Source organism: Rhodococcus sp. 15-725-2-2b (genome assembly GCF_002259075.1).
Taxonomy (GTDB): domain Bacteria; phylum Actinomycetota; class Actinomycetes; order Mycobacteriales; family Mycobacteriaceae; genus Rhodococcoides.
Genome location: NZ_NPFL01000006.1, coordinates 441,601 through 464,534, shown reverse-complemented (window position 1 = coordinate 464,534; position 22,934 = coordinate 441,601). Strand labels below are relative to the sequence as shown.

27 protein-coding genes are annotated in these 22,934 nt (G+C 65.1%); 14 read left to right on the top strand and 13 right to left on the bottom strand.

The annotated features are described in order from the left end of the window. Window positions 1-37: 37 nt before the first annotated feature. The 3 genes from CH306_RS07955 to CH306_RS07945 all read right to left on the bottom strand — a co-directional run bounded on the left by CH306_RS07955 (window position 38) and on the right by CH306_RS07945 (window position 2,079). Entirely contained in the window at window positions 38-841 is an 804-nt protein-coding gene (locus CH306_RS07955) for an SDR family oxidoreductase (protein WP_045197635.1), read from the bottom strand. A 160-nt stretch (window positions 842-1,001) separates the two neighbouring features. Then, window positions 1,002-1,562 (bottom strand): sugar O-acetyltransferase, encoded by a 561-nt coding sequence (locus CH306_RS07950; protein WP_094646202.1) that lies wholly within the window; start codon window positions 1,560-1,562, stop codon window positions 1,002-1,004. Between the two features lie 10 nt (window positions 1,563-1,572). Continuing rightward, window positions 1,573-2,079: a GNAT family N-acetyltransferase gene (locus CH306_RS07945; RefSeq protein ID WP_256981091.1), complete on the bottom strand. Its 507-nt coding sequence runs from the start codon at window positions 2,077-2,079 to the stop codon at window positions 1,573-1,575. Window positions 2,080-2,153: 74 nt separating this feature from the next. On the opposite strand from CH306_RS07945, the gene CH306_RS07940 reads away from it, so the two are divergent. Continuing rightward, window positions 2,154-3,062 (top strand): D-2-hydroxyacid dehydrogenase, encoded by a 909-nt coding sequence (locus tag CH306_RS07940; protein ID WP_256981090.1) that lies wholly within the window; start codon window positions 2,154-2,156, stop codon window positions 3,060-3,062. Window positions 3,063-3,115: 53 nt separating this feature from the next. Continuing rightward, the gene (locus tag CH306_RS07935; RefSeq protein ID WP_032396885.1) at window positions 3,116-3,559 is read left to right on the top strand and encodes an SRPBCC family protein; all 444 of its coding nucleotides are present in this window, start codon (window positions 3,116-3,118) and stop codon (window positions 3,557-3,559) included. Here the strand turns inward: CH306_RS07935 and CH306_RS07930 are convergent. After that, window positions 3,556-4,806 (bottom strand): Nramp family divalent metal transporter, encoded by a 1,251-nt coding sequence (locus CH306_RS07930; RefSeq protein ID WP_032396884.1) that lies wholly within the window; start codon window positions 4,804-4,806, stop codon window positions 3,556-3,558. The two genes, CH306_RS07935 and CH306_RS07930, sit on opposite strands and share 4 nt — an antisense overlap. A 96-nt stretch (window positions 4,807-4,902) precedes the next feature. On the opposite strand from CH306_RS07930, the gene CH306_RS07925 reads away from it, so the two are divergent. Then, window positions 4,903-5,664 carry a class I SAM-dependent methyltransferase gene (locus CH306_RS07925; RefSeq protein ID WP_094646200.1) on the top strand — a complete coding sequence of 254 codons (762 nt, stop codon included), beginning with the start codon at window positions 4,903-4,905 and terminating at the stop codon, window positions 5,662-5,664. Here CH306_RS07925 and lppU read toward each other — a convergent pair. Together lppU and CH306_RS07915 are read right to left on the bottom strand one after the other, a co-directional pair. Continuing rightward, window positions 5,661-6,260, bottom strand: coding sequence for an LppU family putative lipoprotein (gene lppU, locus CH306_RS07920; RefSeq protein ID WP_256981089.1), 600 nt, complete (start codon window positions 6,258-6,260; stop codon window positions 5,661-5,663). The two genes, CH306_RS07925 and lppU, sit on opposite strands and share 4 nt — an antisense overlap. 118 nt (window positions 6,261-6,378) lie before the next feature. Continuing rightward, on the bottom strand, window positions 6,379-7,623 hold the full coding sequence (locus CH306_RS07915) for a molybdopterin-dependent oxidoreductase (RefSeq protein WP_094646198.1): 1,245 nt from the start codon (window positions 7,621-7,623) through the stop codon (window positions 6,379-6,381). Window positions 7,624-7,785: 162 nt separating this feature from the next. Between CH306_RS07915 and CH306_RS07910 the strand changes: the two genes are divergently transcribed. Genes CH306_RS07910 through CH306_RS07900 form a run of 3 tightly spaced genes read left to right on the top strand, consistent with a single transcriptional unit; the run spans window position 7,786 to window position 11,426 of the window. Then, window positions 7,786-9,069 (top strand): HNH endonuclease signature motif containing protein, encoded by a 1,284-nt coding sequence (locus CH306_RS07910; RefSeq protein ID WP_179272815.1) that lies wholly within the window; start codon window positions 7,786-7,788, stop codon window positions 9,067-9,069. Window positions 9,070-9,129: 60 nt separating this feature from the next. Beyond that, window positions 9,130-10,428: a lipase family protein gene (locus tag CH306_RS07905; protein WP_094646196.1), complete on the top strand. Its 1,299-nt coding sequence runs from the start codon at window positions 9,130-9,132 to the stop codon at window positions 10,426-10,428. Between the two features lie 14 nt (window positions 10,429-10,442). Then, window positions 10,443-11,426 (top strand): endonuclease/exonuclease/phosphatase family protein, encoded by a 984-nt coding sequence (locus tag CH306_RS07900; protein ID WP_094646195.1) that lies wholly within the window; start codon window positions 10,443-10,445, stop codon window positions 11,424-11,426. Here the strand turns inward: CH306_RS07900 and CH306_RS07895 are convergent. Genes CH306_RS07895 through CH306_RS07865 form a run of 7 tightly spaced genes read right to left on the bottom strand, consistent with a single transcriptional unit; the run spans window position 11,419 to window position 14,153 of the window. Continuing rightward, complete coding sequence (locus CH306_RS07895; RefSeq protein WP_094629090.1) at window positions 11,419-11,997, bottom strand: hypothetical protein; 579 nt, start codon at window positions 11,995-11,997, stop codon at window positions 11,419-11,421. The two genes, CH306_RS07900 and CH306_RS07895, sit on opposite strands and share 8 nt — an antisense overlap. Continuing rightward, entirely contained in the window at window positions 11,994-12,536 is a 543-nt protein-coding gene (locus tag CH306_RS07890) for a DUF6286 domain-containing protein (RefSeq protein ID WP_094629091.1), read from the bottom strand. The genes CH306_RS07895 and CH306_RS07890 overlap by 4 nt, the downstream gene beginning before the upstream one ends. Further along, a complete protein-coding gene (locus CH306_RS07885) occupies window positions 12,533-12,901 on the bottom strand; it encodes an Asp23/Gls24 family envelope stress response protein (protein WP_179272816.1) in 369 nt (122 codons plus the stop codon). The genes CH306_RS07890 and CH306_RS07885 overlap by 4 nt, the downstream gene beginning before the upstream one ends. Then, window positions 12,894-13,073: a hypothetical protein gene (locus CH306_RS07880; protein WP_032397316.1), complete on the bottom strand. Its 180-nt coding sequence runs from the start codon at window positions 13,071-13,073 to the stop codon at window positions 12,894-12,896. The genes CH306_RS07885 and CH306_RS07880 overlap by 8 nt, the downstream gene beginning before the upstream one ends. 15 nt (window positions 13,074-13,088) lie before the next feature. Then, a complete protein-coding gene (locus CH306_RS07875) occupies window positions 13,089-13,373 on the bottom strand; it encodes a hypothetical protein (RefSeq protein WP_094646193.1) in 285 nt (94 codons plus the stop codon). A gap of 4 nt (window positions 13,374-13,377) precedes the next feature. Continuing rightward, window positions 13,378-13,653: an Asp23/Gls24 family envelope stress response protein gene (locus CH306_RS07870; RefSeq protein WP_032397315.1), complete on the bottom strand. Its 276-nt coding sequence runs from the start codon at window positions 13,651-13,653 to the stop codon at window positions 13,378-13,380. Between the two features lie 11 nt (window positions 13,654-13,664). After that, window positions 13,665-14,153 (bottom strand): Asp23/Gls24 family envelope stress response protein, encoded by a 489-nt coding sequence (locus CH306_RS07865; protein ID WP_032396878.1) that lies wholly within the window; start codon window positions 14,151-14,153, stop codon window positions 13,665-13,667. Window positions 14,154-14,324: 171 nt separating this feature from the next. On the opposite strand from CH306_RS07865, the gene CH306_RS07860 reads away from it, so the two are divergent. The 8 genes from CH306_RS07860 to CH306_RS07825 are packed head-to-tail and all read left to right on the top strand — an operon-like array spanning window position 14,325 to window position 22,932. Beyond that, window positions 14,325-14,882, top strand: a complete 558-nt coding sequence (locus CH306_RS07860; protein ID WP_032396877.1) for an RNA polymerase sigma factor — start codon at window positions 14,325-14,327, stop codon at window positions 14,880-14,882. Then, on the top strand, window positions 14,867-15,325 hold the full coding sequence (locus CH306_RS07855; protein WP_045197616.1) for a hypothetical protein: 459 nt from the start codon (window positions 14,867-14,869) through the stop codon (window positions 15,323-15,325). The genes CH306_RS07860 and CH306_RS07855 overlap by 16 nt, the downstream gene beginning before the upstream one ends. Before the next feature lie 60 nt (window positions 15,326-15,385). Then, window positions 15,386-15,499 (top strand): potassium-transporting ATPase subunit F, encoded by a 114-nt coding sequence (locus tag CH306_RS07850; RefSeq protein WP_256981088.1) that lies wholly within the window; start codon window positions 15,386-15,388, stop codon window positions 15,497-15,499. Between the two features lies 1 nt (window position 15,500). After that, window positions 15,501-17,153, top strand: coding sequence for a potassium-transporting ATPase subunit KdpA (kdpA, locus tag CH306_RS07845; protein WP_032396875.1), 1,653 nt, complete (start codon window positions 15,501-15,503; stop codon window positions 17,151-17,153). Then, the gene (kdpB, locus tag CH306_RS07840) at window positions 17,150-19,162 is read left to right on the top strand and encodes a potassium-transporting ATPase subunit KdpB (protein ID WP_094646192.1); all 2,013 of its coding nucleotides are present in this window, start codon (window positions 17,150-17,152) and stop codon (window positions 19,160-19,162) included. Before kdpA ends, kdpB begins: the two co-directional genes overlap by 4 nt. Before the next feature lie 2 nt (window positions 19,163-19,164). Then, window positions 19,165-19,821: a potassium-transporting ATPase subunit C gene (locus tag CH306_RS07835; protein ID WP_094646191.1), complete on the top strand. Its 657-nt coding sequence runs from the start codon at window positions 19,165-19,167 to the stop codon at window positions 19,819-19,821. Then, complete coding sequence (locus tag CH306_RS07830) at window positions 19,805-22,258, top strand: sensor histidine kinase (protein WP_094646190.1); 2,454 nt, start codon at window positions 19,805-19,807, stop codon at window positions 22,256-22,258. The genes CH306_RS07835 and CH306_RS07830 overlap by 17 nt, the downstream gene beginning before the upstream one ends. Beyond that, window positions 22,255-22,932 carry a response regulator gene (locus CH306_RS07825; protein WP_094646189.1) on the top strand — a complete coding sequence of 226 codons (678 nt, stop codon included), beginning with the start codon at window positions 22,255-22,257 and terminating at the stop codon, window positions 22,930-22,932. Before CH306_RS07830 ends, CH306_RS07825 begins: the two co-directional genes overlap by 4 nt. Window positions 22,933-22,934: the final 2 nt, after the last annotated feature.

Here is a 22,934-nt window from a genome sequence, read left to right as displayed (position 1 = left end):
TTCACCCAGCTGTATTCCCGCAGGTCAGCGGTTCAAACTACCTCTTCAGTCCGAACATCTTCGCGATCGTCTTCTCCATGAAGGTCGCGGGCAGCAGCCGCCGCGCGAGAAACACGACCGGTGCATTGCTTCCTCTGGCGTACAACGGTTTCGGCTTGTCGGCCTCGATGGCCTTCACTACTACCTCGGCGACGTCCTCGGCGGAGATGCCGGTTCCCTCCTTGCGGTCCAGCGACGAGATGGCGGTGTGGAAGTCGTCTCGATGGACCGAATCCGGTGCGATGTACTTGGTTCGGCGCTCACTGATTCCGGTGTTGATCGAGCCCGGCTCGACGGTGGTCATCCACACACCGAAGGGCGAGAGTTCCAGACGCGCCGCATCGGAGAAGCCCTTGATGGCGGCTTTCGTGGAGGCGTAGGACGAGCGATAGGCAAGCGGGAAGCTGGCCAGCATCGATCCGACCATCACGATGCGGCCGTAACCACGATCGCGCATACCGGGAATCACACCTTGCGACAGCGTCACTGCGCCGAAGACGTTCAACTGGAAGAGTCGCTCGATGGCATCGGTCGGTAGCTCCTCGAAGGGCCCGGACTGACTCTCACCGGCGTTGTTGACCAGGACGTCGACGTCCCCGAGATCGGCGACGAAGGTGCGGATCGAGTCGGCATCGGTGAGATCGAGAGCGCGATACTCGACACCGGTGGCTCGCTGCGCGTCGGTCATCGAGGCCGGATTGCGGGAGGTGCCGATCACTCGATATCCCCGGGCGACGAGCGCCTGCGCAACCGCGCGTCCGATACCCGACGAGGCTCCGGTCACCACTGCCGTGCGATTCATGCTCAGATGGTACCGACGCGGTCAATCCGTACCACGTGACGATCCGCTCCATACCGGTTAGTCTTTTATCTGTGCAAACGAATTTTGCTGCCCTGCTGATGCGCGGATGGCGGTCGACAGGCTCATCGGCGACTCCGACGAGATCCTGCACGAGGTCATCTCACGGTAGGGCGCGGATTGCCTTACAGGGGTTGCCGGCAGCGAAGGTGTGCGACGGCACATCCCGGGTGACGACGCTGCCGGCACCGATCACCGAGTTGTCGCCGATCGTGACTCCCGGGCACACGATGACCCCGCCGCCCAGCCAGACGTTGTTCCCTATGGTGATGGGAAGAGCACTCTCCCAGCGTGTTCGGCGCGCCTCGTGATCCTCCATGGGGTGCAACGCCGTCAGTAGTTGTGCCCGAGGCCCGATCGATACATCGTCACCGATGGTGATCGGTGCGCAGTCCAACAGGATTGCGTCGTAGTTGAGGAAACTGTTGGATCCGATGGAAATGTATGTGCCGTAATCGCATTGGAACCTGGGCATGATCCACGAATCCGCTCCGATGGATCCGAGCAGCTCGCCGAGAATCTCGCGTCGTTCTTCGTTCTGATCTGCCTCGGTTGCGTTGAATCGGTCGAGCAGCTTCCCGCACGCCACCCGAGACGCCACCAGGTCGGGATCGTTGTCTCGGTACAGCTCTCCGTGCAGCATTCGATCCCGGTTCTCGCCCATGGACGACAGGCTACCGATCGGTCGACTTCTCGAACAGGGCCACGCTGAACCACGAACTGCCGTCGGCGAACTCGCGGCGTCCGACGTACCGGAATCCTTGATTCAGGTAGTGGCTGCGCAACTCGCCGTTGGTCTCGGCGCAGTCCAGACGCAGCAGCGAGCGTCCTTCCCGGTGGGTCTGCTCCGCCGCCCACTCGAGCAGCAACGCGCCGAGGCCCGTGCCCGCTTCGCTTCTGTCGATCACCAATCCGTGGACGTACCCGGCGAGCCCATCCTCTTCGGGCCAGATTGTGGGATCGGCCCAGATCAGTCTCAGCGCACCGACTATCGGGCCACTCGGATCGCGCCGGGCGACGTAGAACTCTCCTGCCTCGATCTGCGCCGCGACAGTGGACAGGGGTACCTCGCGCGGTTTCCACTGGTCGATTTCTCGAGCGAACAGCCAGTCCTCGGCGGCGTGCCGGAGGCCGAGTATCGTTGCCGCGTCGGCGGCAGTTGCGAGTTCTACGGTGAGCACGGTGCCATCGTACGGAGGTGGCGAGTCTTGTGGTGAACGTGCTTGTGGTCGAGAGTGGTTCGGACAGAAGGTTCTTGCCCGCGATCGACGGAGTCGACTTCCGAAGCTGCACGATGGACGAGCTCGCCGGTGTGGTGTCGTGGGCAGAGGTGTTGCTGTTCCGAACGTTCGAGACCGCCGATTTGCGAACCGTGTGGCCGAATGCCGAGAATCTTCGCTGGATCCACGCATCGAGTGCCGGCGTCGATCGACTGCTCGATCCGGTTCTGCGCGAGGGCCGATGGATTCTGACGAACTCCGGCGGAATCCTCGACAGGGCGATTGCGGAGTACGTCGCAGCCGGCATTCTGGCGTCGGTCAAGAAGCTGCCTGTGGCGCTTGCTCGTCAGCGTGAGCGGGTCTGGGAACACAGAGTTACCAGTGGTATTCACGGTCGCGCCGCTCTCGTCGTCGGTCCCGGTTCGATCGGCCGCGAGATCGGCCGGGTCCTCGGCGCACTCGGTATGCGCGTCGATGCGTCGGCAACGTCGGAGCGGTCCGGTGACTCGGAGTTCGGACGAATCCGCGATGTTCGAGGATTGCCGTCGTATGCGGGTGAGTACGACGTGATCGTGCTGGCGACACCGTTGACCGACGCCACCCGAGCACTGGTCGACGCGGAGGTTCTCTCGGCCATGCGTTCCGATGCAGGCCTGGTCAATATCGCCCGCGGACCGGTCGTCGACGAACGAGCCCTGTGCGACGCCCTCGCTGACGGAGGCATCGGGTGGGCCGTGCTCGACGTGTTCGAGGTCGAGCCGCTACCGGACACGAGCCCGCTGTGGCACATGGACAACGTCATCGTGACCGCTCATTTGGCGGGCGATGCCGACGACTTCGCCGAGCGCCTGTGGGCGTTGTTCGAGGACAACCTCCATCGATATGTCCGTGGTTCGGCTCTGGTGAACGTGGTGGACAAGCAGGTGGGGTACGTACGCCGCTGAAACGGACGACCAAAGTATGCGTAACACGCCGTAGCGTGTACTAAGGTGTACGAGTGCGTGAAATCAACCGTTCGGCCGTTGCGTCGACCAGTCGCGAGGCGGCGTTCGCCTACATGGACGACTTCAGGAACGTCCCGCAATGGATGTTCGGCATCACCCGTTTCGAGCCGACGAGCGAGGTCACCTCAGGGCTCGGTGCCACGTACGACGCGACGATGCAGATCGGTCCGAAGGCCCTCACCTCCGTTGTGCACGTCACCGAATGGGTCCACAACGAGAGGCTCACGCTCGAGTCGGTCGAAGGCCTGTCCAACTCGTCCACGTGGTCGTTCTCCGATACGGCAGACGGCGGAACCCGTCTGGACGTTGTGTTCCGCTACAGCCTGCCCGGCGGGATCGCGGGCAAGGTGCTCGGCGCTGTTGTGGAACCCGTTGTGGGTCAGGCGATCAAGCACACGGAGTCGACACTGCGCTCACGCCTGGAAGCGGCCGACTAGTACACGTACTTGTCGAGAGCATCCAAGACCTGGTCGACGGCGAGCCACGCGAACAGGAATGCGCAGACACCCAGCGTCAGGTTGGTGAACCAGCCGTTGCGCCACTGCTTCGGCACGCGATCACTGTTGAGCAGTACCAACAGTGTCACCGCCAGGAACGGCATGAACACCGCGCCGAGTACGCCGTAGGCGAGCACGAGCCCGATCGGTTGGTCGAGCCACAGCAACGCCATGGGCGGGAACGTCAGCCACGCGACATACCACCGGAAGTACTTGCCTCCCACTCGTGTTTCCGGGTGACCCTGTTCGAGCCCCTTCAGATTGCCGACGAAGTCTGCGAACATCAGGCTCACGCCGTTCCACACCCCGATCAGCGACGAGAACGACGCCGACCAGAATCCGATGAGGAACACGTAGCCGAACACCGTCCCGTAGCGGTCCGCGAGCACGTCGGAGAGTTGGATCAAGCCCTGATCGCCGGTGGAGATCGCGATCTGCGACGAGTACAGCAGTTCGGCACCGACGATGAGCATCGCGAGGACGAAGATGCCGGAGATGACGTAGGCCATCGAATTGTCGATACGCATGACGCGCATGAATTTCGGTGTGATCCAGCCTTTCTCGCGCAGCCAGTAGCCGTACGCGGCGAGCGTGATGGTGCCACCGACGCCACCGGCAAGGCCGAGGACGTACACGATGGAGCCGTCGGGAATGGTGGGGACGATGCCCTTCACGATCGCGGGGACGTTCGGAACCGCCACTACCGCAGCACCGATCACGGTCACGAACATGATGCCGACGAAGACGGTGATGATCTTCTCGAAGAATCCGTAGCTCCCCAGCCAGATCAGCGCGAAGCCGAGGAGTCCGGACGCGATGGCGACGACCTTGAGATCCAAAGCGGGGAACAGTGCGACGATCGGCAACGCGCTCGACGACATCGCTGCCGCTCCGTAGACGAACCCCCAGATCACGATGTAGGGAGCGAAATACGCCGTCGTCCACTTCCCCAGCGAACGCCAGCCCTGGAAGATCGTGTTGCCCGACGCCAACGTGTAGCGGCCGGCACCTTCCACCAGAACGACTTTCATGACGACACCGACGATGATGACCCAGAGCAGGGCGTAGCCGTAGCGCGAGCCCGCCACCAGAGTCGCGACGAGGTCGGCAGCCCCGATGCCGGTTGCGGCGACCACCAGTCCGGGGCCGACCACCTTCCATTTCGGAGGTGCAGTGGTCTCGGTCATCGACTCTCCTCGCGTGCGGGGTCTGCTCAGTGACCTGTCTCACTCTTTACGAAACTCACGGTTCCTGGCAAGTCGACCCTCGGTACCGTCGATGCGGTGACCGACGGACAGCAGTCATCGCGTGCATTGAGCTTCGGCAAGGTTGCCGAGAACTACGACCGGGCCCGTCCCGGCTACCCGGCCGAGCTGTACGCGGACATCGCGGCGGGCGACGGGATGCGAGTGCTCGAGGCGGGGGCAGGTACCGGCAAAGTCACTGTTGCGTTGGCTGAACTCGGCGCGTCCGTTGTTGCGGTGGAACCGGATTCGGCTATGGCAGAGCTGGTTCGGCGGCGCACCGAGAACCTCGACGTCGAAGTGCAAGTGTCGCGGTTCGAGGATTGTGCAGCCCCGGCGGCGGCGTTCGATGTAGTCGTTGCCGCCCAATCCTGGCATTGGGTGAACCACGAGCAAGGAGCTGCAGTGGCGGCCCGCGCATTGGTCCCCGGCGGTTCCCTTCGGTTGTGGTGGAACATGCCGGGCGACCTCGATGGCCCGGCATGGGAAGCGGTCAGGGCGGCCTACGACGCAACCGAGCCCGAAGTGGCGCACCTGTTGGTGCGTTCTCTCGGTACGCAACCGGAGTCCAACGTGCCGCGCGCTGCCGGCTTCGGTCCGTGGACGACCTCGACGTACGAGTGGGTCCAGCGCTACTCCGCAGACGAGTTCTGCGCCATGGCCGCCACGTACTCGAGCCATCTCGCTCTGGACGACCGGCGCCGCGGCGAGGTCCTGGGCGCAGTGCACGCGGCCATCGCCCGCCACGGCTACGTGGACTACCGCTACGTCACGCAGATGGTGACGGCGCAGCTCGACTAGGAGATCGTCGTGGTGCAGACGACGAATTGCCTGGCGTCGTAGGCGAATCCGCCCTCGGGGCATTCGTTGGGATCGGCGGTACCGGTCTTGATTTCGGTGACCTGTTCGACGTCGGTGGCGTCGGGGTCGCTGCAGTCGACCCGTGAGGGCTCGTCCATACCCACGGTGGGCACGCTCATGCAGCCGCCGACCACCCAGTCGACGTCGAGGCACAGTGCGCCCTGTTCCACACCGTCGAGCGTCTCGTAGTAGGTCTGATTGACGTCGGTGGGGCACTGCTCGTTCTGCTCGGCCTTGGCGATGACCTTGTAGTTCGATTCCATGCTGCCGCATTCGGCGTTGTCGATGGTGGCGGCCGTCATCGTCCCGCCGAGTTGGACGCACTGACCGATCTCGACATCGATGTCGGTGGAGCCGCCGGCGTCGATGCCCTCTTGGCCCGAGACGCCGTCGGTGGTGCTGGGGGCGGCGGACGTCGAGGCGGCTGTGGTGTCGGCAGCGACGGCGTTGCCGGCTTCGGACGATGAACAGCCTGCGGCGAACAGCAGCGTGAGAGCTGCACTTGCGACGAGGAGGCTTCTGGACAAAGCAAGCATGATGTCATGACCTTCGGAACTCATCCAGGCGAGGGAGTGACCCTCGTCGGCGACCCCACGGGCCGCCGATCACCGATTCTTTACCATCGACGGAGGTTTGAACAGCCACAACTGGAAGTCACGAACGGAACACGATGCGAGCAACCCACTTGGTGTTGTGGACACCCGGAAGGGCAGGAACGATCACACGCGCGGGAAATCCGTGATCGAGCGAGAGATCGACACCGTTGACTTTCAAGGCCAGCAACGAATCCGGGTGCGCCGCTTGATTTCCCTGCAACACCGCACGAGTGAAGGCTCCGTTCTGCTCCAGCGAGCTCACCTCTGCCGATCGCGGTGCGGGTACGCCCGCCAGCGCAGCGAGTTCGGCCAATGGGACACCGGTCCACGTCTGCGTGGTGGACCATCCTTCGACGCACGCGATCGGCAGTTCGGCAGTGCGCTGCGGCATCGACAGCAGCCTGCCGCGGGACAGCACGATCGGGACGGCGTCCTCGGCCGCGCTGCTGATCGTCAGTTGCCAGTCGGGCCCGGTCTGCGCCTCGGTGATCCCGGCCGCTTCGGCCGTTCGGTTGATCTGAAAGTCGTTGGGGCCGTCGCCGTACGAGCGTCCCCGGGGCAGCAGGATCGCGGCCTTGCGCAGCACTCCGCCGACCGTCTGTCCTACCGTCAACACGGCAACGAATCCCATTCCGGCAGCGACCAATCCGATGGCACCGCGTCGACCCATGGTCGCCGGTCGGTCGTCGTTCTTCTGCTCGTCCGGAGCTTCGTTCCTGGCGCGCAGTACGTCCATCAACGACTCCGACCTCAGGGTCCTCCACATCAGCGGGACCTTGAGCGCGAGGTGTACGAGGAATCCGGAGATGAACACCCAGGCACCGAAGTAGTGAGCGGCGTAGAAGTCGAAACCGAACACGTAGTCGTACTGAATGTTGAGAACACCCGTCACGATCTCGAACAGCAGGCCCCCGACCAGTGCCAGCAGCGACAGTCGTTCGAGCGCATGTGCCGGCGATCGCACCGGTGGTAGTTCGAAGAGCTTGGGCATCACCGACCACAGTTTGGCGATGACGAGCGGCACGATGATCAGGCCGAGTCCGACGTGCAGACCCTGCGTGAGCTGGTAGAGCCATGCCGGATTCGACGGCCAGTCGAAGAACGGCAAGCGCAGCCACCCGACGGCACCCGGCCTGGCCTGGCCGAACTGTGGACCGTAGGCGCTGTACGAGAGCAATCCCGTCACGATGACTATGGGCAGCGCGACGAGCAGAACTGCGCCGAACAGCGACGTCAACCACGTGCCGCGCAGCGGACTGGGAAAGCGCGCGAGAGACTTGCGTGCTTCGGCCATGTAGGGCATTCGCTGCCCAGAGGGTGCCGGATGTGTCGCGGCCGACTCCCGTGCCCGGCGCATCGCCTCGTGACAACGTCCCCGCGGGGACGCGGCGGGCATCGTGGGAGAGTTTCTGTCGGTGTCTCGTCGTACATTCATCGAACATGTATTCGATGAATGGGGGCGTTCATGATCGACATGGCCGACGCGGGATCCGAGGCGGGGCGGATCGAGACGAAGGAAATCGAGACCGAAATCTGCGCTCTGGCAGGTCGGATCGCGGCGGCGTCGGCGCAGTATCTGATTCTGGTGGGCGAGTTCGATGCGCGACGCGGATGGGCGGGTTGGGAAGTGCGGTCCTGTGCGCACTGGTTGTCGTGGCGTGCGGGGGTCGATCTGCACACCGCTCGTGAGCAGGTGCGCGTGGCCAAGGCCATGCGAGAGCTGCCGCTGATCACCTCGGCGTATCTGAACGGCACCATCTCGTACTCGAAGGTGCGCGCGATGACTCGCGTTGCGACGGCCGAGAACGAGGCGTCGTTGCTGCAGAAGGCGCTCGACGCCCCGGCTGCGCACATCGAACGCCTCTGCCGTGGTCTGAAGAAGGCGATGCGTCCGACCAAGGGAAACGGCGTCGACCTCGACCCGTGCGCTGGGCGGTGGCGCTGGGATGAGGACGACGGCTCGCTCGTGTTGACGGCCCGCTTTCGGCCCGAGGACGGTAAGCGGTTTCTCGCTGCATTGACCAGGGCGGAGTACGAGCGCACCAGGACCGACGGCGAATCCGAGGGTGACCGGGCGGCCCCGGCACCGCTCAACCCGGTGCCGGCGATGATTGCCATGGCCGAGATGGTCTGCGCTGCGATGGATTCACCGGTCGTCTCTCCTGCTGCCGAGGTGCTGGTGCACATCGGTGGGGTCGACGAAGCAGGGTCCGACCACGCTCATTTCGACGACGGGCCGGGCCTCGACGACGAGACCCTCGCTCAGGTGCTGTGTTCCGCGGTCATGCGGACCGTCGGCCACGGCCGGCTGGGTAGAACTGTGCGGTGGAGTTCGACGGCGAAAGTTCCGAGCCGAACCCAATTGCGTCAGTTGATCATTCGGGATCGATGCTGCACGGTACCCGGGTGCGGCCGCACTCGATTTCTGCATGCTCACCACGTCACCTATCGCTCACGGGGAGGTGCGACGTCACTCGACAACCTGGTCCTGCTGTGCGGCGAACACCACCGTGCGCTGCACGACGGATATTTCTTCATCGAAGCCCTCGGCGATCAACGCTTCTCGTTTCGCCATCCCTCGGGAACCGAGATCATCCACGCTCCCGCGATGTCGGGAGACGCCGACGAAATCAGGCGACAGTACGGCGGTATCGCACCCGACGCCATCGTTCCGGACTGGGGTGGCGAAGGCCTCGATCTCAGCTACGCGACCGATGTCCTGATCACCAATTGGCAGCGGGCTGCATGAAACGGCGTCGTCGAGGGCAAGTTAGTGTGACGACGAGACTCGGACAAGAAGCGGTGGGACATGAGCGTCGACAGATCATTGGGGGACGAACAGCCCTGGCCGGTGGAACGAGCACCGAGCTGCAGTGACGCGACCAGGCCCGAGGACGATCCCTTCTATGCAGCGCCCGAGGGATACGAGGCAGCTCCACCCGGGACGATTCTGAAGGTGCGGCCGGTCGAGGTCGCGATGTTCGGTCGCATACGCCAGCGCGTCGACGCGTGGCAGCTGCTCTATCGCACCGCTGATCTCGGCGGGTTTCCCCAGGCCAGCGTCACGACGGTGTTGCGTCCGCGCAACGCCGAACCGGTTCTGCTGTCGTATCAGTGTGCGATCGACGGCGTCGCGTCCTCGTGTTTCCCGTCGTACGCGCTTCGGCGTGGTTCCCGGGCGTTAGGTGCCGTTCCGCAGTTCGAGTTCCTGCTTGTACTTCATGCCTTGCGCCGTGGGTGGACCATCTCGATCCCGGATCACGAGGGTCCCGACGGACATTGGGGTTCGCCGCAGGAACCCGGGTTCTGCACGCTCGACGCCGTTCGCGCGGCGTTGTCGTTCGAGCCGCTCGACCTGCATTCGAGTACGCCGGTTGCGCTGTGGGGCTACTCGGGCGGCGGACTCGCGACGTCCTGGGCGGCGGAGATGGCGCCGGAGTACGCGCCTGAGATCGAGGTGGTCGGTGCCGCTCTCGGCTCGCCCGTCGGAGATCCGGGGTCGGCGTTCACCCGGCTCAATGCGACGCTGCACGCAGCGTTGCCGACGCTGGTGGTGGCGGGCCTACGGCGCACCTACCCCGAGCTCGATCGGGTGATTCGCGAGCACGTCAACGAGGACGGAATGCGCATTCTCGATTCCGTCGAGTCGATGACGACCGTGCGTGCGGTGAGCAAACTGGCTCGACACGACCTGGACCACTACATCGACGTTCCGCTGGCCGATCTGTTGGCGCTGCCCGAGATCGTGCAGGTGTTCCTGGATATCCAGCCGGGACGAACGGCTCCGACGGCTCCGTTGCTGGTCGTCCAGTCGGTGCACGATCAGATCATCGCCGTCGACGACGTGGACGGGCAGGTGGATCGGTACCTCGAGGCCGGTGCGCACGTGACCTATCTACGGGATCGGCTGAGCGAACACCTGTCGCTGCACCCGCTCAGTGCGCCACTGACGCTGGATTGGCTGGCCGATCGATTCGCCGGACTTCCGGTCGAGGAACCGTCGACGCGTACGGTGTGGTCCACGGCGTTCTCGTTCTCGGCGGTGCGTGGATTGTTGTCGCTGACCTGGACGACCATCACAGCGTTGGTCATCGGCATCCGGGCGTAGCTACCCTCGGTTCGATGCAACGAACCTGGATACGAATTCTCACCGGAACGATCGCCATTCTGGGCATCGTGACCGGGCTCGTCGCACTGGGCGTCTACTACACCGACACCCGGGTCAACGTCCTGATCGCGCTGGCGTCGTTCGTTCCATTGATGTTCATCGCTGTCGTGGTCGGTGCCCTGGTGGCGCTGATCGGTCGGCGCTGGGTCCTGGCGGGAGTTTCTGCGCTGGTGCTTGCCGCAGGCGCATTCGCCTACGCACCGCTCTACATAGCGGACGCGGCACCCGAGTACGCGACGGGCAGCGAGGGCGTGCGGCTGCGTGTGATGCAGGCGAACCTGATGATCGGGCTGGCCGATCCGACTGTCGTGGTCGCTCAGGCCCGCGATCACTCCGTCGACGTCGTCACGATCCAGGAACTGACCGACGCGTCGGTGGTCGGCCTCCGCGACGCCGGCATGGAGGAGCTCTTCCCTTACAGCTACCTCCAGCCGTACGTGACGGGCGGCGGCGGAGCCGGAATCTACAGCCGTTACCCGATCTCGGGCAACCGTGAACTCGACGGATACGGTCCGGTGAATCTGGCCACCGAGGTCGAGGTCCCCGGTTCCGAGCCGGTCACGCTGCTGGCGGTGCATCCCGGGCCCGCCTACGTCACCCCGGCCGACATCTGGACCGCCGAATTGGACACGCTCCGAGACGATCTGGCGGCGGCGTCGGTCACCGGGCCGGTGATCGTCAGCGGCGACTTCAACACGACGTATTCGCACAAGAAGTTCCGCAACCTACTCGATGCCGGATATTCCGACGTTGCAGCGCAATTGGGGAAGGGGCTGATTCCCACGTACCCCACCGACAAGGGAACACCCGCCGTCGTCGGGATCGACCACATTCTCACCAACACCGGTCGTGCTCGGTCTCTGGAACGAATCGATCTCCCCGGATCGGACCACCATGGGTTGATCGGGGAGATCGAGTTCTCCGCAGGCGTCAGCTGACGCGAACGACCTGTTTCCGAGACTTGCCGCACTGCAGCAGGATTCGGACGGCCGCCGGTGTTCCGTCGAGCGACGTCACGATGTCGTTGCGCGTTTGCGCCGCTGCGCCTGCCACCTTGTCGAGGGACGTCACCGCGGGATCGAGCGTCGCGGTGATCTCGACGACTCTCTGGCCGCGATCGGACACCGAACGGCCGGTCGCCGATACGACGCCCTCGTGAGCGGCCAGGGATTTCGCGGCGCTCCGGGCAGCGGTTCCCAGGTCGACGCTGAGTCGGCCGTCGACATCTGCATCCGCTGACGACGCGAAGGCGACGGTGCCGACCGAACGTCGCGGCAGGTGCGCGAGGAGCCACCACAGACCGAGCAGCACGAGGACGATGGCGGCTGCTGCGAGAGCCCAGGGCCACCAGCCTGCGTCGACGGCGGTGTCGACGAAGGCCGCGTCGAGACGTTCGCGGCCGGGAAACCTTCCTTGCTCCCAGGCAATTGCTCCGCCGCCGAGGGCGATCAGGGCGAGGCCGACGACGGCGGTGCTGGTTCGGTCGACCGAAGCGGTTGCGCGTTTCACGATGCTTGTCCTGTCGTTCGCACTCGGGTGCGGACCTTGGGAGCCGACGCGAGTGGGCGGAGGGCGTCGTCCACGGAGGTGACGACCGAGGACTTCAGCTCCGCGGTGTCCGTGCCGGCGACGGTGGCCACCGCGACGGTGACCTTCTTGTTGCCGGCCTTGGCGGTTGCGGAATCGACGCCGACGCTGTCGAGTGCGGCGGTGCGGGCAACGGTTGCGACGTCGCCCTTGCGGAGCCAGACGTCCTGCTCGGAGAGGGCTCGGTGGGTGCGTCGCCGAGGACGCAGTGCAGCGATGACGAGAACGAACCCGACCACGACTGCGGCGATTCCTCCCGGCAGCATCCACGGCTGCGCGGTGAGTCCGTCCAGGCTCGTGGCGGCGGGGCCGACCCACTCGGGGCCGTCGATGGCACCCAGGTTCAGCAGCGCCTCGCGGCCGAGGACCACGCCGGCACCGATGAGGACGAGCGCGAACAGGATTGCGGGTACGGCTGCGGTGGGATTGGCTACCGGCTTCTTGCTTGCCTTCTCGCTCATTGCACTCTCCCTTCTTCACGGGTGGTCTCGGCGGGTACACATTGGACGGTGACATCGACTCGGTCGACGGTGTAGATGCCCAGTTCGGACAGGTCTCGTGCGACTGCGGCGCGAACGTCGGCGGCGACCTTCGCCAGCGGCGAGGGCCAGGTGACCGCTACCGCGACCTGAGCGCGAACGCGGGAGCCGCTGATCGTCACGTCGGCCTTGGGCAGGTCACGCCCACTCAGGACCCGCAGTCCGGGCTGGGGTCCGGCGACCGCGTCGGTGCTGCGGGCAGCGAGGACGGCGAGTCGCTCGACGGCCTTGTGCTTGATCTCCAGAGAGCCGCGCTCACCGGGGTCTACAGCAGCTGTCTCAGTCACGACCGCGACCACGCATGATCGAGTTCAGGTCCAGTTCGCCGTCCACGTAGCGGCCGACGAAGAATCCGAGGCCGCCGAGCACGATGGCGATGAGGAAGCCGGTGAAACCGCCGGCCGCTGCGGCGATGGCCAGCAGAAGTCCCACGAACAAACCGATGGTTGCAGTGGTCATGGTGTTGATCTCCACTCAGAGTTCGAAGTAGTTGCGCCTGGTGACGCGTTTGCGGATCCGAGCGATCCGCTTGGGCAGAGTGCGTAGCGAGGACGGAATCGGCGAGGCGCGGAATGCCGTCGGCGCGCTCGCTGCATTGGTCGGAGTCGAGGGAAGTAAGGCGAAGCGTCGGTCGACCTCGGCGAGTTCGGCCATGTAGCGAGCCGGATCTCCACCGAGATCCGGGTGGTGTTCGCGCGCCACAGCGCGCCGAGCCGCCTTGTAGGCGGCGGCTCGGTCGTGCGCTGCATGCTCGTTCACCTGGTCAGACTCGCACAATGTCCTCGACGGTGACGTGCACGGGCCCGTCGACCATCGCTGCCACTGTGCTGCGCACGGCGTCGGCGGTTTCGCGCACCGCTACCCCGAACTCGAGAGTGACGTGGACCTCGGTGCCTTCGTCGCCGATCCGGATGCCGGCGATGCGTCGTCCGGGAAGGTAGGTAGCTGCCTCGCCGAACATGCCGCCGTGCAGCCCGACGACACCGTCGACCGCCAGTACGGCGTCGGCGATGTCCTCGGACCTGTCACGCTCCGTCATGTGCGGATCGGTCACTGCACTCGGGTGGAGGGAGCCTCGGTGGTCTCCTCGTCGTCCGAGCCGTCGTCGAGGTAGATGTCGTGAACGACGATGTTGACCTCGGTGACCTCGAGACCGGTCATACGCTCGACGGCGTTGATGACGTTGCGACGAATGCCCGCTGCGAGGTCTGCGATGGAGACGCCGTAGTCGGCGACGATGTCGATGTCGACTGCGGCCTGACGCTCGCCGACCTCCACCGAGACGCCCTGCGACTGGTTGACGCGGGCACCGGGGATGCGCTCGCGCAGGGCACCGATCGCGCGGCTCGCTCCGCCGCCGACGGCGTGGACGCCCTGGACCTCACGGGTGGCGATACCGGCGATCTTGGAGACGACGGTGTCGGCAATGGTGGTGCGGCCCTGCGAGCTGACGAGCACGGAGTCCGACTTGGTGGTGATGTCGGTCTTTCCCTCGCCTGCTGCGGATACGGTTGCCTTGGTGTCCGTCGTGGAGCTCATGAATGCCTCTCTTCGTTGGATGTCGTGCAGAGTGTGTGACAGGAGTTGGTCGTAGCTCGGTGGTCGAAACGCACGTCCGAATAAAGTGATCTACGTCATAGATTACGTCCGCTGGTAAACCGGTATCGAAGACATGCGTGATCGATGACCGCTACGTGAACTGGGGGCCCGATGGAGTGGGTTGATGCATCGGACCGCGTACTCGTCGGCGCAGCCGCGCTCGGCGAGACGGATGCGTTCGAGGAGATCGTCCGGCGCTACGGTCCGGAGATGTTTCGGTACGCGCGAAACATGCTGTCCGATCAGGGTGCGGCCGAGGAGGTGGTGCAGGACGCGTTCGTCGCAGCGTGGAAGGGGCTGGACAACTTTCGAGGCGACTCGGCTCTGCGAACATGGTTGTTCTCGTTGGTGTCGCACAAAGTGATCGATCATCGACGACGTCGCAGCGTTCCTCCCGCAGAAGATTGGGTATTCGAGCGAAAGAGCACCGGTGCGGGCAGTGATCCCGAGGCGGATGTCGAGGCCGACAGCTTCATGGCCGAACTCGGAGTCGCACTGGCCGAACTGCCCTACCGCCAGCGAGCCTGCTGGCTGCTCCGCGAGGTCGAGGGCCTGACTCACCCGGAGATCGGCGCGATCATGACGTTGTCCGCAGGAGCGGTACGTGGTCAGTTGACCAGAGCACGAGCAACATTGAGCGAAAGGTTGGCAACATGGCGAACCCAGTAGAGCCGGATTCGGTTCTCGCGCGTGCTGCCACCGAACTTCGGGACGCACCTCAGGAACCGAATTGGGTGGATATCAGCGCATCCATCATCTCGAAGGTCCGTAATACGACCAGGCGTACGTGGCCCGTCGACAGCGCCTTTCCTGCCGGCTCCGGCGCCGATCCGCAGGACTCGCTGCAGGTCAGCGACCACATCGTCAAGACCACGCTCCGTCGTGCTCTGGCGGACGTTCACGGTGCGCAGCCGACCGAGATCGACCTCCATCTCGACGACCACGCCTGCATCGGTCTGTTCGTCGCGGTGATCGGGGTGTACGGCGACGACCTGCAGGCTGCGGGAGACGAGCTGGCGACCATCGCGATCGATGTCGTCTCGGATCTGCTCGGCGTCACCCTCGATCGCGATGTGGTGGAGATACGCGTCGACGACATCGAGGAGCGGTAGGCGTAAATATTGCGTCATAGCCGCTGGTTGCGGTCGTAAGAAAGCGTAAGGAAACCGGCTGTGGCCGGTGGCGGGATTCAGGATCGAGCAATGACCGAATTGCTCTGTCTCACGGTGGCCGCGTTCGTCGCGGTGTACCTGTTCGTCGCTCTCCTCGATCCGGAGAGGTTCTGACGTGGTTGGGTTCTTCCAGATCTGCGCTGTGATCGTCGTCCTGGCCGTGGCGTACGTGCCGCTCGGCGACTACATGGCCCGGGTGTTCGACTCGTCCCACGACACGCGTGTCGAGCGCCTGCTCTATCGGGTGGCCCGGGTGAATTCGTCCTCGGAACAGACGTGGGTCGGCTACTCCACCAGCCTGCTCGGGTTTTCGTTCGCCGGCGTCGTGTTCCTGTTCGTACTCCAGCGGATCCAAGGCGTGTTGCCGCTGAACGGGGGCCTGTCGGGGGTCAGCCCGGCGATGGCCTTCAACACCGCGGCGTCGTTCGTCACCAACACCAACTGGCAGTCGTACGTCCCCGAGACCACGCTGTCGAACCTGACGCAGCCGCTGGGCCTTGCGGTGCAGAACTTCGTCTCCGCCGCAGTCGGTCTCGCCGTCGCGATCGCCGTCATCCGCGGCTTTGTACGTGTGTCCACAGGCGGTGAACTCGGCAACTTCTGGGTCGATCTCACCCGCGGAACGCTGCGCATTCTGCTGCCGCTCTCGCTGCTGGTGGCCGTCATCCTACTGACGCAGGGCACCATCATGTCCTTCTCCACCGGCTTCACCTCGACCGGCCTGGACGGACAGACGGTCACCAATGCGCTTGCGCCCGTTGCATCCCAGGAGGCGATCAAGGAAATCGGCACCAACGGCGGCGGCATTCTCGCGGCCAACTCCGCGCATCCGTTCGAGAACCCGACCCCGCTGACCAACATCGTGCAGATCATCTCTCTGCTGTTGATCCCGGTTGCACTCACCCGCACCTTCGGCACCATGATCGGCAACCGCAAGCAGGGTCTGACGTTGCTTGCAGTGATGGCAACACTGTGGGGAGTCCTGCTGGCGGTCACCCTCTATGCCGAGTCCGGTACTCGGGGAGTCGCAGCAACGGCTGCCGGCGCGATGATGGAAGGCAAGGAAGTTCGCTTCGGCATCCCGGCATCGGCCTTGTTCGCCGTCTCCACCACCGGAACATCCACCGGCGCAGTCAATTCCGCGCACGACAGCATGTCCGCGCTCGGCGGCGGTGCCGTGCTGCTGAACATGCTGTTCGGCGAGATCGCTCCCGGCGGTGTCGGCACCGGTCTGTACGGGTTGCTCGTGCTCGCGGTCATCGCCGTCTTCGTCGGTGGGCTCCTCGTCGGCCGGACCCCGGAATTCCTCGGCAAGAAACTGGGCCGACGCGCCATCACGATGGCCGCGCTGTCGGTACTGGTGATGCCGATCCTCGTGCTCGTCGGCACGTCCATCACCGTGATTCTCGAATCCACCACGAGTTATCAGGGCAATCCCGGCATCCACGGGTTCACCGAGGTGCTCTACGCGTATGCGTCGGCGTCCAACAACAACGGCAGCGCCTTCGGTGGACTGACGGTGACCAGCGACTGGTTCCAGATCTCCCTCGGCATCGCCATGCTGCTCGGCCGCTTCCTGCCGATCGTCTTCGTACTGGCGCTGGCCGGCTCACTGGCGACGACCAAACGCAGCGCACCGAACGCAGGAACCCTCCCCACCGACGGTCCGCTGTTCGGCAGCTTGCTGATCGGTACCGCGATCCTCGTCGCCGCCCTCACCTTCTTCCCCGCACTTGCTCTCGGACCCATAGCAGAGGCCATGCAATGAACCTGTCACTGAGAACGGCCGTACCCGGAGCGTTCCGCAAACTCGATCCACGGCACTTGGCCCGCAACCCGGTCATGTTCGTCGTCTTCCTCGGCTCCATCGTCACCACCGTCCTCTCCATCGCCGAACCGTCGGTGTTCGCGTGGTTCGTCACCGGGTGGTTGTGGTTCACCGTGCTCTTCGCCAACCTCGCCGAGTCCGTCGCCGAAGGGCGCGGCAAGGCTCAGGCAGCAAGCTTACGTAAAGTGAAGCAGGACACCGTTGCTCGACGACGCACTCCCTCCGGTGCCGAATTCGTCGTCACCGAGGTGGCCGGTGCGGAACTGAATGTCGGCGACGAGGTGATCGTCTCGGCAGGCGAGGTCATCCCCGGTGACGGTGACGTCATCGAGGGCATCGCCACCGTCGACGAATCAGCAATCACCGGCGAGTCGGCACCCGTGGTCCGCGAGTCCGGCGGCGATCGATCCGCCGTCACCGGCGGCACCATCGTGCTCTCCGACGAGATCGTCGTGAAAATCACTGCAGCCCAGGGTGAGACGTTCGTGGATCGGATGATCGCCCTCGTCGAGGGCGCGGCTCGGCAGAAGACGCCGAACGAGATCGCTCTGAACATCCTGCTCGCCTCGCTGACGATCGTGTTTCTCTTCGCGGTGGTGGCCATCGGTCCGATGTCCGATTACGCAGGGCAGCAGCAGGATCCCATCCAGCTGATCGCGCTGTTGGTCTGCCTGATTCCGACGACCATCGGGGCACTGCTCTCGGCCATCGGCATCGCGGGAATGGACCGATTGGTGCAACGCAACGTACTGGCGATGTCCGGCCGTGCCGTCGAGGCGGCAGGCGACATCGACACGTTGCTGATGGACAAGACCGGAACCATCACCTTCGGTAATCGGCGCGCGACCGGACTGCACCCGGCTACGGGCATCGATGCCGTCGAGCTGGCGCGCGCCGCCCGGTTGTCGTCGTTGGCCGACGGTACCCCCGAGGGGCGCAGCATCGTCGAACTGGTCGAGCGTGACTTCGAATCCGTAACGACAGAAAGCGAATCCGAGCGCGGCGAGTTCGTGGCCTTCACCGCGCAGACCCGGATGAGCGGTCTGGATCTACCGGGCATGGAGATCCGCAAGGGTGCAGCAGATTCGGTCTACGGCTGGATCCGTGAGGGCGGCGGCACAGCGGACCTCGACGCCACCGTGCACGACATCGCCCAGAACGGTGGTACCCCGCTGGTGGTTGCCGTCCGCGAAACAGGTTCTGCTGCACGCGCTCTCGGCGTCGTCGAACTCTCCGATGTGGTCAAGCCGGGCATCGCCGAGCGGTTCGCTCAACTGCGCGCCATGGGAATTCGGACGGTGATGGTCACCGGCGACAATCCACTCACCGCCAAGGCCATTGCCGCCGAGGCAGGCGTCGACGACTACCTGGCCGAGGCGACCCCCGAGGACAAGCTCACGCTCATCCGGCAGGAGCAGGAGGGCGGCAGGCTGGTCGCGATGACCGGCGACGGTACCAACGACGCCCCGGCTCTGGCGCAGGCCGACGTCGGTGTCGCGATGAACACCGGCACCTCTGCGGCCAAGGAAGCCGGCAACATGGTCGACCTCGATTCCGACCCGACCAAACTGATCGAGATCGTCGAGATCGGCAAGCAGCTCCTCATCACCCGTGGCGCGCTGACGACGTTCTCCCTCGCCAACGATCTGGCGAAGTACTTCGCGATTCTGCCGGCGATGTTCTCCACCGTCTATCCGCAGCTGGGTGGACTGAACATCATGCATCTGGCGACGCCGGAATCGGCGATCCTGTCGGCGGTGATCTTCAATGCGCTGGTGATCGTCGCACTGATTCCGTTGGCGCTCAGAGGTGTTCGGTACACCCCGGCTTCGGCGGCAGCACTGCTGCGCCGAAATCTGTTGGTGTACGGCGTCGGCGGCGTCATCAGCCCCTTCGTCGGGATCTGGCTCATCGATCTACTCGTTCGACACATTCCAGGGATAGGCTGACCATGCGCTTCGTACAGGGATTTCTCCGCCAGGTCGTGGCAGGCTTCGCAGTGCTGCTGGCATTGACCGTCATTCTCGGCATCGGCTACCCGGCCGTGGTCTGGGGCATCAGCCGCATCGGCACCGACTCCGCCGAGGGTTCGCCGCTGCGCGACGCCGAGGGCTGCGTCGTCGGAAGCTCGCTGATCGGCGTCGATCCGCAGGTCGCTCCGGGAGAGCCGGATCCGTACTTCCACACCCGCGTCACCGGGTCGGTGTCGGACGACGACCCTTTCGTCCCCGGGGATCCCGCGGCTGCGCTGCCGACCAATCAGGGACCGTCCAGCGAGGTCCTGGCGTCGTTCGTCGAGCAACGCCGCGCCGCCATCGCCGACCGCGAGAACGTCGACCCGTCGGCGGTACCGCCCGACGCCGTCACCGGTTCTGGGTCGGGTATCGATCCCGACATCAGTCCCGCGTACGCGGCCATCCAGGTCGCGCGCGTGGCGCAGGTCAACGGAGCGTCGGTGAGCGATGTCGAGGCTCTGGTCGCCGAGTACACCCACGGACCGCAGTACGGTGTACTCGGTGCCGAAGCGGTGAACGTTCCGGAGTTGAACCTGGCACTACGGGACACATACCGGCCGGGTGAGGAGACAGGCTGTGGCGGACAGGGGTGAGCTGCGGATCTACCTCGGCGCTGCACCCGGAGTCGGCAAGACCTACGCCATGCTCGGCGAGGCGCACCGACTGCGGAGCCGTGGTTGCGACGTCGTGGCCGCGGTGGTCGAGACCCACGGCCGCGCGCGGACGATAGACGCACTCGACGGCATCGAAGTGCTGCCGATGGCGACCGTCGACTATCGCGGGTCCTCGGCGCAGGAACTGGACCTCGACGCCGTCCTGGCCCGACAGCCGCAGGTGGTGCTCGTCGACGAACTGGCGCACACCAACACGCCGGGGAGTGTGCACGGCAAGCGGTGGCAGGACGTCGAAGTACTGCTCGACGCGGGCATCGACGTCATCTCCACCCTCAACGTGCAGCACCTCGAATCGCTCAACGACGTGGTGCAACAGATCACCGGAGTGCCGCAACGGGAGACGGTGCCCGACAGCGTCGTTCGAGCCGCCGACGAGGTCGAGTTGGTCGACATCACCCCCGAGGCGCTACGCAGCAGGTTGCGACACGGCAACGTCTACGCCGCCGAGAAGGTCGACGCCGCACTGAGCAACTACTTCCGCGGTGGCAACCTCACCGCCCTGCGAGAGCTCGCACTACTGTGGATCGCCGATCAGGTCGACGCGGCACTGGTGAAGTACCGCAAGGACAATCGCATCACCGACACGTGGGAGGCACGCGAGCGCGTGGTGGTGGCAGTGACCGGAGGACCGGAATCGGAAACGCTGCTCCGCCGAGCGAGTCGGATCGCCTCGAAGTCCAGTGCGGAGCTGATGGTGCTGCACATCGTCCGCGGTGACGGGCTGATGGGTGTGTCGGCACCGCAGATGGGTTCGGTGCGCAAGCTCGCCGCCGGTCTCGGGGCCAGCGTTCACAGCGTCGTCGGCGACGACGTGCCGTCGACCCTGCTCGACTTCGCCCGCGGCGTCAACGCGACCCAGCTGGTGATCGGCACCTCGAGACGGTCACGTGCCGCCCGAATCCTGGACGAGGGTATCGGCGCGGCAGTGGTGCAGAACTCGGGAAAGATCGACGTGCACATGGTCACTCACGACGAGCAGGCCCGGCGATGGGGGGTGCAGGTCGACTCGGGACGGCGCCGCATTCTGGCGTGGGTCGCCGCTGTTCTGGTGCCCTGCCTGGCCGCGGCAGTGCTCAGCACGGTCGGTCCCGACTTCGACTCGAGCGGTGAGAGCGCTCTGTTCTTCATGGTGGTGCTGTGCGTCGCATTGCTGGGAGGGGTTGCGCCGGCGGCACTGTCGGCGCTGATCGCGGGCTTCCTGCTCAACTACTTCTTCACCACCCCCCGATACAGCCTCACCATCGCCGAGCCCGACAACTTCGTTGTCACCGTCGTGCTGCTCCTCGTCGCCGTCGCCGTCGCTGCGCTCGTCGACGCGGCAGCCCGACGCACGCGTCAGGCACGGCGGGCGACCCAGGAAGCCGAACTGTTGACGCTGTTCGCCGGATCGGTGCTGCGCGGAGCCGACCTGACCGCCCTCCTCGAACGCGCCCGCGAAACGTACCGCCAGAGCGGAGTGGCTCTGTGGGACAACCAGTCCGGGTCCATCGTCGGTAGCGCAGGTGCGCAGGCTCCGGTCGATCGTGCCGGGGCCGACACCGAGGTCGACGCAGGCGACTTCACGTTGTTGCTCGTCGGCGAACGCACACACGCGCACGATCGGCGGGTACTCGCGGCAGTGGCCAACCAGGCCGCCGGCATGGTTCGGCAGGGCCGTCTCGCCGAGGAGGCCAGCCGAGCCAACGCTCTCGCCGAGGCCGACGCGTTGCGTCGAGCATTGCTCTCGGCCGTCAGCCACGATCTGCGGACACCACTGTCGGCGGTGAAGGCGGCATCCTCGTCTCTGCGCAGCACCGACGTTCAGTTCTCGCCCGAGGACACCGACGAATTGCTCGCGACCATCGACGAATCGGCCGATCAGTTGACCGCTCTGGTGAGCAATCTGCTCGATTCCTCGCGGCTTCAGGCAGGCGTCGTGCAGCCGAGCCTGCGTCCGGTGTTCGTCGACGACGTGCTCGGTGGCGCACTGGTCGGAGCGGACGACCGAGTGCGTGTCGAGGTGGGCGATGTGGAGGTACTGGCCGACCCGGGCCTGCTCGAACGGGTGCTCGCGAATCTGGTGAACAACAGTGCCCGCTACGCCCCCGTCGGCGACATCACCGTCAGTGCCGCCGCACACGGTGAGTGGGCCAGTATCTCCGTCGCCGACCACGGACCCGGCATCGCCGAGGGTGCCGAGGACACGATGTTCGACGCGTTCCAACGTCTCGGTGATCGGGACAACTCGGTGGGCGTCGGGCTCGGATTGTCGGTGGTGCGGGGATTCGTGCGTGCGATGGGCGGTACCGTCACGGCATCGAACACCGTCGGCGGCGGGCTGACGATGACGGTCGAGTTGAAGGCGGCGGGCAGGTGAAGGTGCGGGTGCTCGTCGTCGACGACGAGCCGCAGATCGTGCGGGCGTTGCGGATCAATCTCAATGTGCGTGGGTTCGAGGTGGTCAGCGCGGCGAGCGGCGGTGAGGCGCTGCGGGTGGCCGCGAACTTCCACCCGGACATCGTGATTCTCGACCTCGGACTGCCCGACATCGACGGAATCGACGTGATCGCCGGGCTGCGCGGCTGGAGCGACGTACCGATCCTGGTGCTCTCGGCGCGCACCGATTCCGCCGATACCGTCGAAGCGCTCGACGCCGGCGCCGACGACTTCGTCACCAAGCCCTTCGGCATGGACGAGCTGCTGGCCCGATTGCGCGCAGCACTGCGCCGCGGACCGCACTCCGTCGCCGACCCCGTCGTCGTCACCGCGGACTTCACCGTCGATCTCGCTACGAAAACCGTTGTGCGAGATGGTGCGAACGTGCACCTGACCCGCACCGAGTGGGGTGTACTCGAACTGCTGGTACGCAACGAGGGCAAGCTGGTGTCGCAGAAGGACATTCTGCGCACCGTCTGGGGACCCGGCCACGAGCGCGAAACGCACTATCTACGAATCTATCTCGGCCAACTGCGACAGAAACTCGAACGTGACCCGGCCGCGCCGGTGCACCTCATCACCGAAACGGGTATGGGCTACCGATTCGTGAGCTGAGC